This window comes from Streptomyces sp. NPDC059455 (genome assembly GCF_042750115.1).
GTDB classification, from domain to species: domain Bacteria; phylum Actinomycetota; class Actinomycetes; order Streptomycetales; family Streptomycetaceae; genus Streptomyces; species Streptomyces endocoffeicus.
Genome location: NZ_JBHYVB010000031.1, coordinates 69,654 through 78,048, shown reverse-complemented (window position 1 = coordinate 78,048; position 8,395 = coordinate 69,654). Strand labels below are relative to the sequence as shown.

Annotated in this window: 9 protein-coding genes; 8 read left to right on the top strand and 1 reads right to left on the bottom strand. The window is 70.8% G+C overall.

The genetic code is table 11. The features are described 5' to 3' along the window. The first annotated feature begins 183 nt into the window (after positions 1-183). Positions 184-1,731, top strand: a complete 1,548-nt coding sequence (gene ffh / locus ACFXB5_RS14085) for a signal recognition particle protein (protein ID WP_385206759.1) — start codon at positions 184-186, stop codon at positions 1,729-1,731. Positions 1,732-1,836: 105 nt separating this feature from the next. Here ffh and ACFXB5_RS14080 read toward each other — a convergent pair whose 3' ends face one another. Continuing rightward, entirely contained in the window at positions 1,837-2,712 is an 876-nt protein-coding gene (locus ACFXB5_RS14080; protein WP_385206756.1) for a methyltransferase domain-containing protein, read from the bottom strand. 335 nt (positions 2,713-3,047) lie between these two features. On the opposite strand from ACFXB5_RS14080, the gene proS reads away from it, so the two are divergent. The 7 genes from proS to rplS all read left to right on the top strand — a co-directional run bounded on the left by proS (position 3,048) and on the right by rplS (position 8,139). Next, the gene (proS, locus tag ACFXB5_RS14075) at positions 3,048-4,463 is read left to right on the top strand and encodes a proline--tRNA ligase (protein ID WP_385206753.1); all 1,416 of its coding nucleotides are present in this window, start codon (positions 3,048-3,050) and stop codon (positions 4,461-4,463) included. Between the two features lie 193 nt (positions 4,464-4,656). Then, positions 4,657-5,250 (top strand): hypothetical protein, encoded by a 594-nt coding sequence (locus ACFXB5_RS14070; protein ID WP_201850856.1) that lies wholly within the window; start codon positions 4,657-4,659, stop codon positions 5,248-5,250. A gap of 155 nt (positions 5,251-5,405) precedes the next feature. Then, positions 5,406-5,849, top strand: coding sequence for a 30S ribosomal protein S16 (rpsP, locus tag ACFXB5_RS14065; protein ID WP_385206750.1), 444 nt, complete (start codon positions 5,406-5,408; stop codon positions 5,847-5,849). A gap of 2 nt (positions 5,850-5,851) precedes the next feature. Next, on the top strand, positions 5,852-6,091 hold the full coding sequence (locus ACFXB5_RS14060; protein ID WP_020868149.1) for an RNA-binding protein: 240 nt from the start codon (positions 5,852-5,854) through the stop codon (positions 6,089-6,091). An 81-nt stretch (positions 6,092-6,172) separates the two neighbouring features. After that, complete coding sequence (rimM, locus tag ACFXB5_RS14055; protein ID WP_385206747.1) at positions 6,173-6,817, top strand: ribosome maturation factor RimM; 645 nt, start codon at positions 6,173-6,175, stop codon at positions 6,815-6,817. Continuing rightward, positions 6,814-7,656 carry a tRNA (guanosine(37)-N1)-methyltransferase TrmD gene (gene trmD, locus ACFXB5_RS14050; protein WP_385206744.1) on the top strand — a complete coding sequence of 281 codons (843 nt, stop codon included), beginning with the start codon at positions 6,814-6,816 and terminating at the stop codon, positions 7,654-7,656. The genes rimM and trmD overlap by 4 nt, the downstream gene beginning before the upstream one ends. Before the next feature lie 132 nt (positions 7,657-7,788). Further along, positions 7,789-8,139, top strand: a complete 351-nt coding sequence (gene rplS, locus ACFXB5_RS14045) for a 50S ribosomal protein L19 (protein ID WP_020868146.1) — start codon at positions 7,789-7,791, stop codon at positions 8,137-8,139. The last annotated feature ends 256 nt before the right edge of the window (positions 8,140-8,395 follow it).

Genomic DNA, 8,395 nt, shown 5'->3' with positions numbered 1-8,395 from the left:
ATCCCAGCCCCTCCGGTGTTTGAGGAGCGGGGTCCGGGGCGGAGCCCCGGCGGGGGCACGGGGGCGGAGCCCCCGGAACCAGGATCGCGTCGCAAACCCGGGGGCAGACCGTTCGCGCAATGGGCGGATACCCTTGGAGGCCGACCACCGACCCGACATCCGACCGAAGGATTCGCGACCACCGTGTTCGATACCCTCTCCGATCGCCTCGCAGCGACTTTCAAGAACCTCCGGGGCAAGGGACGCCTCAGCGAGGCGGACATCGACGCCACGGCACGCGAGATCCGGATCGCCCTGCTCGAAGCCGACGTGGCGCTGCCCGTCGTCCGGGCGTTCATCAAGCAGATCAAGGAGCGCAGCCTCGGCGCGGAGGTCTCCCAGGCGCTCAACCCCGCCCAGCAGGTCATCAAGATCGTCAATGAGGAGCTCGTCGGCATCCTCGGCGGCGAGGCCCGGCGCCTCCGCTTCGCCAAGCAGCCGCCGACCGTGATCATGCTCGCGGGTCTGCAGGGCGCTGGTAAGACCACGCTCGCCGGAAAGCTCGGCCGCTGGCTGAACGGCCAGGGCCACACCCCGCTGCTCGTCGCCTGTGACCTCCAGCGCCCCAACGCGGTCAACCAGCTCTCGGTGGTCGCGGAGCGGGCGGGTGTGGCCGTCTTCGCCCCCGAGCCGGGCAACGGCGTCGGCGACCCGGTGAAGGTGGCGCAGGACTCGATCGAGTTCGCCCGTACCAAGCAGCACGACGTCGTGATCGTCGACACCGCGGGCCGCCTCGGCATCGACGAGGAGCTGATGCGGCAGGCCGCCGACATCCGCGACGCGGTCCGCCCGGACGAGGTCCTCTTCGTCGTCGACGCGATGATCGGCCAGGACGCGGTGAACACCGCGGAGGCGTTCCGCGACGGCGTCGGCTTCGACGGTGTGGTCCTCTCCAAGCTGGACGGCGACGCGCGCGGCGGTGCCGCGCTGTCCATCGCGCATGTCACCGGCCGCCAGATCATGTTCGCCTCCAACGGCGAGAAGCTGGACGACTTCGACGCGTTCCACCCGGACCGCATGGCGTCCCGCATCCTCGGCATGGGCGACATGCTCAGCCTGATCGAGAAGGCCGAGCAGACCTTCAGCCAGCAAGAGGCCGAGAAGATGGCGGCCAAGCTGGCGAAGGGACCCAAGGAGTTCACGCTCGACGACTTCCTGGCGCAGATGGAGCAGGTCCGCAAGATGGGCTCCATCTCCAAGCTGCTCGGCATGCTGCCGGGCATGGGCCAGATGAAGGACCAGATCAACAACCTGGACGAGCGGGATGTGGACCGCACCGCGGCCATCATCAAGTCGATGACCCCTGGCGAGCGCCATGACCCGACGATCATCAACGGCTCGCGCCGCGCTCGTATCGCCCGCGGTTCCGGCGTCGAGGTGAGCGCGGTCAAGAACCTGGTGGAGCGGTTCTTCGACGCACGCAAGATGATGTCGAAGATGGCCCAGGGCGGCATGCCGGGGATGCCCGGGATGCCGGGGATGCCCGGCATGGGCGGCAGCAACAAGCGCAAGGGCAAGCAGCAGAAGAAGGCCAAGGGCAAGCAGCGTTCGGGCAACCCCATGAAGCGCAAGGCCGACGAGCAGGCCGCCGCGGCACGCCGCGAGCAGGGCGGCGCGTTCGGGCTGCCCAACGGCGACCAGGGCGGTCAGGACTTCGAACTCCCCGACGAGTTCAAGAAGTTCATGGGCTGAGTCGCCCCGGCTCCCGAGTCGCCCCGGCTCCCGAGCCACCCCCGTACGAGCGAACCGTAAGGCCCCTGCGCACACCGCGTCAGGGGCCTTACGCGATGGCCCCGTTCAGACGCGGCAGATCAGATAGCGGAAGACGTTCGGCATCCACACCGTGCCGTCCGCCCGCTGATGCGGATGCAGCGCCTCGGTGACCTCCTTACGGACCTGGGTCGGATCCGTGGCCCGCTCCGCCGCGTCGAACAGCCCCGTCGACAGCAGTCCGCGCACCGCGCTGTCCATGTCGGCGTACCCGAACGGGCAGGCCACCCGGCCCGAGCCGTCGGGCCGCAGGCCCGCCCGCGCGGCCAGTTCCTCCAGGTCGTCCCGGCCGCAGGGCCGCCAGCGCGCGGGGGAACACATGGGGTCGGCGAGCCGGGCGCCCACCCGCAGCACCCCGGAGGTGGCGCAGCGCTCCGGCGGGCCCCATCCGGCGAGCACCACGGCCCCGCCGCGCTCGGTGCCGGCCGCGGCGGCCGCGAGCGTGGACGCGGCGGCGGACACCGTCACACCGGGGCTTCCCGCGCCCAGGGCGGACAGCGGCTCGAAGGCGGTCACCACCGTGAAGGCCGCGTCCGCCGCGGCCTCCCGCACGCAGGGGCTCTCCGGGCCGCCGAGGCCCAGCCGGGCGGGCCGCGCCCGGTCGCCCGGCATGCCCGCGGCGGTCAGCCGATCCCGCGCGAGGTCCAGGCGCCGCTCGTCCGTGTCCACCCCGCAGACCGCGGCGCCGCGCGCGGCCGCGATGAGGAGGGCGAGCCCGGAGCCGCAGCCCAGGCCCAGCAGACGCGTTCCGGCGCCGACGTCCAGCCGCTCGTACACGGCCTCGTACAGCGGGACCAGCATCCGCTCCTGGATCTCCGCCCAGTCGCGGGTGCGGGCGTGCGCGTCCGTCGTCCACGACGAGGAGGGGCGCGGGCGGTGCCGCCGTACGAGCGTAGATGTCATCGAAAGGGCCCCAATCAGCGAAGAGCAGTGCCGTCGTCAGATTCGGTGTCACATCCCCCGTTGTGCGTTTCCCCCGTTGTGCGTTGTGACGTCCCACCCCCAAATGCCAGGGAACTCCGCATCCGTCCCCGCGTCCAGAGGTTTCACGGCCGTGCTTGCGTGCCCCCTTTGTGCGCCCCCGCACACCTGTGCGTACGCCTCGCTCCCCGAACCGCCCCCTGACCTCCGCCTGGCCACCGGACGGCCACGGGTGTGGCGCGGGCGATGGCCGGCACTGATCGGCTCGTTTTGGTCCGATTCACGGTTCGGTACCCCCGGGCCGTACGATCGGCGCCATGGCTAAGGCTCCCGTGCTCACCCCCCAGACGGAGGACTTCCCTCGCTGGTACCAGGACGTGATCAACAAGGCCGAACTGGCCGACAACGGGCCGGTGCGCGGCACGATGGTGATCCGACCGTACGGGTACGGGCTGTGGGAGCGGATGCAGCAGGACATGGACGCCCGCATCAAGGCGGTCGGCGTCCAGAACGCGTACTTCCCGCTCTTCATCCCGCAGTCGTATCTGGCCAAGGAGGCCGATCACGTCGAGGGGTTCGCGCCGGAGCTCGCGGTCGTCACCCATGGCGGCGGTAAGGAGCTCGAGGAGCCGGTCGTCGTCCGGCCCACCTCCGAGACGATCGTCAACGAGTACTTCTCCAAGTGGGTGCAGAGCTACCGCGATCTGCCGCTGCTGATCAACCAGTGGGCCAATGTGGTGCGTTGGGAGCTGCGGCCGCGGCTGTTCCTGCGGACGACCGAGTTCCTGTGGCAGGAGGGCCACACCGCGCACGCGTCGTACGAGGACGCCCGGGCCTTCGCCGCCCGGATCCACCGCGAGGTCTACGCCCGGTTCATGGAAGACGTCCTGGCGATGGACGTGGTCCTGGGCCGCAAGACCGCCCGGGAGCGGTTCGCCGGCGCCCTCAACACCCTCACCCTCGAAGGGATGATGGGCGACGGCAAGGCGCTCCAGCTGGGCACCAGCCATGAGCTCGGCCAGAACTTCGCCCGGGCCTTCCACACCAGCTATCTGTCCAAGGACGGCGAGCAGGAGCTGGTCTGGCAGACCTCCTGGGGCAGCACGACCCGGATGGTCGGCGCGCTGGTGATGATGCACGGCGACGACAACGGTCTGCGGATCCCGCCGCGGCTGGCCCCGATCCAGGTCGTGGTGCTGGCGATCAAGGGCGATGACGCGGTGCTCGCCAAGGTCCGCGAGATCGGCGAGCTGCTCACCGCGGCGGGCGTGAGGGTCCACGTCGACGACCGTACGGACACCCCCTTCGGCCGGCGCGCGGTCGACTGGGAGCTCAAGGGCGTGCCGGTCCGGGTCGAGGTCGGCCCGCGCGACCTGGAGGGCGGCACCGCGATGGTGGCCAGGCGGATCCCCGGCGGCAAGGAGCCGGTGCGCGCCGAGCTGCTGCCGGAGCTGCTGCCCAAGGTCCTGGAGGAGGACCAGGCGCTGCTGCTGCGGCAGGCCCGTGAGCGCCGTAAGGCGCGCACCACGGATGTGACGACCTTGGAGGAGGCCGCCGAGGCCGTGGCCGCGGGCGGCTGGGCCCGCATCCGGTGGGCGGACCTGGGGCCGGAGGGCGAGGCGGCGCTCGCCGAGCGGTCCGTGTCCGTGCGCTGTCTGGTCACCGAGGACGGGGCGGTGCCGGACGCCGACGACGCTCCCGGTAACGTCGCGTTCGTCGCGAGGGCCTACTGACATCGCGAGAGCTGACGTCGCGAGGGCCTACTGAACCGGTACGTACCGGCTTGGTGCGCGGTGCGTGGCTCATCCATACATTTACGCACCCGCCCCTCGTCGTCGTACATCACCGTGAACTGACTGGTACGTGCAAATTATTTGGGATGCCCCGGAATCGGAACACCGGACCGGTCCCGCTCGTTAGCACGACGTGAGCACGACACCACCTGTTCTCGCCGCAGAGCTGGCGCAGGCGTGGGCCGATATTCAACGGCACCACCCCGAGCTGCCAGATCTCGCCGCGCCCGAATCGCTGATCGGAGAATCGTCGTCCGCATGTGGCGCCGAGCTCTCCTTCGAACGGCTGCTGCATGAGGCAGTGCATGGGATCGCCGCTGCCCGCGGTGTCCGTGACACCTCACGCGCCGGCCGCTACCACAACCGCCGGTTCCTGGCGATCGCCGAGGAGCTGGGGCTGGATCACCCCGAGGAGCCGCATCCCAGCAGCGGCTTCTCGCTGGTCACCCTCAGCCCCGAGGCGAGAAAGCGGTACCGGACAACGATCGAACGCCTCCAGCGCGCGCTCAAGGCGCACACCGTGGCGACCACCGCCGAGACCTCCCGCACCTTCCGCGGGCCCGCCGCGCGCCATGGCTCGTCCGGTGGCGGGGTCCGGGTCAAGGCGGTGTGCGACTGCGGGCGCAATGTCCGCGTCGTCCCATCGGTGCTGGCCCAGGCACCGATCATGTGCGGTGGATGCGGGAAGCCGTTCCGCATTCCGGAGCCGGTGGCCGCGGTCGGCTGACCTGTCACGGTGTGGCAGAATGGTCTGCTGTACTCGACAGTCGACCAGGACCCCTCTCTCCTCCGGCTGACGCGTCCATCGGGCACTCGGGTACCGCAACCCCACGCGGCACGTCGCAGTGCTCAACCACGTCAAGACCAGGAGACACCACTTCCGTGGCAGTCAAGATCAAGTTGAAGCGTCTGGGCAAGATCCGGGCGCCCCACTACCGCATCGTCATCGCCGACTCCCGCACCCGCCGTGACGGCCGGGCGATCGAGGAGATCGGTCTGTACCACCCGGTGCAGAACCCGTCGCGCATCGAGGTGGACTCGGAGCGTGTGCAGCACTGGCTGAAGGTCGGCGCGCAGCCGACCGAGCCGGTGCTGGCCATCCTGAAGGTCACCGGCGACTGGCAGAAGTTCAAGGGTCTGCCCGCCCCGGCACCGATGAAGGTCGCCGAGCCGAAGGCCGACAAGCGCGCGCTGTTCGAGGCGGCCGCCAAGGACGCCGGTGACGAGCCGAAGGGTGAGGCGATCACCCCGAAGGCGAAGAAGGCCGACAAGAAGTCGGACGAGGCGGCCGGGTCCGCTGAGTCCACCGCGTCGACTGAGGCCTGAGGATGCTCGAGGAGGCCCTCGAGCACCTGGTGAAGGGCATCGTCGACAACCCCGACGAGGTGCAGGTGGCCTCGCGCAACCTGCGGCGCGGGCGGGTGCTGGAGGTCCGGGTGCACCCCGATGACCTCGGCAAGGTGATCGGCCGTAACGGCCGCACCGCACGCGCCCTGCGCACTGTCGTGGGCGCCATCGGCGGCCGTGGGATCCGCGTCGACCTCGTCGACGTCGATCAGGTCCGCTGAGGCGATCAAGAAGAGCACCGGCACGGGCCGGGGAGGGCTTTGGGCCGTCCCCGGCCCGTGTGTGTGAAGGGACATCGCATCGTGCAGTTGGTTGTCGCCCGGATCGGCCGTGCCCATGGCATCAAGGGCGAGGTCACCGTCGAGGTGCGGACGGACGAGCCGGAGCTGCGGCTCGGCCCGGGCGCCGTGCTGGCCACCGAGCCCGCCTCGGCCGGGCCGCTGACCATCGAGTCCGGCCGGGTGCACAGCGGTCGGCTGCTGCTGCGCTTCGAGGGCGTGCGCGACCGCACCGCCGCGGAGGCGCTGCGCAACATCCTGCTGATCGCGGAGGTCGACCCGGAGGAACTCCCCGAGGATCCCGAGGAGTTCTACGACCATCAGCTGATCGACCTCGATGTGGTCACCGTGGACGGCACGGAGGTCGGACGGATCTCCGAGATCTCCCATCTGCCGTACCAGGACCTGCTGGTCGTGAAGCGCCCCGACGGGAGTGAGGCGATGATCCCGTTCGTCTCCGAGGTCGTGCCGGAGATCGATCTGGAGGCGCAGCGCGCCGTGATCGACCCGCCGCCGGGCCTGCTCGACGAGGCCGAGGCGGAGATCGCGGGCAGCCGTAAGGACGAGACCGCGGGCAACGGTAAGGGCGCGGTTGCGGACAGCGGTGAGACCGCGGGCGACGACCGTAAGGGCGACACCGGGGGCGGCCGTGAGGATGAGCCGTCATGAGGCTCGATGTCGTCACGATCTTCCCCGAGTACCTGGAGCCGCTGAACGTCTCGCTGGTCGGCAAGGCCCGCGCTCGCGGCCGGCTCGACGTGCGGGTCCACGATCTGCGCGCCTGGACGCACGACCGGCACAACACGGTCGACGACACGCCGTACGGCGGCGGCCCCGGCATGGTGATGAAGCCCGAGCCCTGGGGCGAGGCGCTTGACTCGATCATGGCGTCGGGCGAGGCCGAGGGGCTGGTCAAGCCCACGCTGGTCGTGCCGACCCCGAGCGGCCGCGCGTTCACCCAGGCCCTCGCCGTCGAGCTCGCCGAGCGCCCCTGGCTGGTCTTCGCGCCCGCCCGCTACGAGGGCATCGACCGCCGGGTGATCGAGGAGTACGGCGAGCGGCTGGAGGTCCACGAGGTCTCGATCGGTGACTATGTCCTGGCCGGCGGCGAGGCCGCGGTGCTGGTGATCACCGAGGCGGTGGCCCGGCTGCTGCCGGGCGTGCTGGGCAATGCCGAGTCGCACCGCGACGACTCCTTCGCCCCCGGCGCGATGGCCGACCTCCTGGAGGGGCCCGTCTACACCAAGCCCCCGGAGTGGCGCGGCCGCGCCATCCCGGAGGTGCTGATCAGCGGCCACCACGGCAGGGTCGCCCGCTGGCGCCGGGACGAGGCGTTCCGCCGCACCAGCGAGAACCGCCCCGATCTGATCGAGCGCTGCGACCCGGCGACGCTCGACAAGCACGACCGCGCGCTCCTGGCCGAACTGGGCTGGGAGGAGCTGCCCGGGACCGGCGGGGCGACCGGTGGGGCCCGATTTGGGCGGCCGGACCGGGCCGTGGAAGAATAGGCCGCTGCCGTACGTCCGGGTGTGCGCCCCTGCCACAGGGGGACCGACGCCCACCCGATGAGGGCGGCACTCCGAATCATCATCCGATATGCCGCTGATGACCTGTGGCATCAGCGAGGAAAGCAGACGATCATGTCTCACCTGCTCGACACCGTCGACTCCGCGTCGCTGCGCAGCGACATCCCGACCTTCCGCCCCGGCGACACGGTCAACGTCCACGTCCGCGTCATCGAGGGCAACCGCTCCCGTGTCCAGCAGTTCAAGGGCGTCGTCATCCGCCGCCAGGGCTCCGGTGTCCGCGAGACGTTCACCGTCCGCAAGGTGAGCTTCAGCGTCGGCGTGGAGCGCACCTTCCCGGTGCACACCCCGATCGTCGAGAAGATCGAGGTCGTCACCCGCGGTGATGTGCGCCGGGCGAAGCTGTACTACCTGCGCGACCTCCGCGGCAAGGCCGCCAAGATCAAGGAGAAGCGCGAGAGCTGAGCTCGCGGCTGAATCGCGGCGATTTTGCGCGACTACTGAGCTACCGCCGGATCATCGGGCCGGGCCGGATAGGCTCTGGCCCGATGAACACCGAAGGACAGCTCGCGGAGGGGGGGCCCGGCGGGGGCGGCCGCGTAGGTGGCGGCGTTGGGGGGCGGGCGGTGGGAGAACCACCCGGCGGCGGGGGGGGCCCCACCCCCCCCGGGCGGTCGGGGGCCCCAGCCCCCGCCTGGATGGGGGGGGGGGCCGCGGGGGC

What these genes read in the sequence shown, in the direction of transcription:
- ACFXB5_RS14060 (WP_020868149.1), top strand. Translation starts at nt 5,852, where the DNA reads ATGCTCGAGGAGGCCCTCGAGCACCTGGTGAAGGGCATCGTCGACAAC.
- ACFXB5_RS14080 (WP_385206756.1), bottom strand. Translation starts at nt 2,712, where the DNA reads ATGACATCTACGCTCGTACGGCGGCACCGCCCGCGCCCCTCCTCGTCG.
- rplS (WP_020868146.1), top strand. Translation starts at nt 7,789, where the DNA reads ATGTCTCACCTGCTCGACACCGTCGACTCCGCGTCGCTGCGCAGCGAC.
- proS (WP_385206753.1), top strand. Translation starts at nt 3,048, where the DNA reads ATGGCTAAGGCTCCCGTGCTCACCCCCCAGACGGAGGACTTCCCTCGC.
- trmD (WP_385206744.1), top strand. Translation starts at nt 6,814, where the DNA reads ATGAGGCTCGATGTCGTCACGATCTTCCCCGAGTACCTGGAGCCGCTG.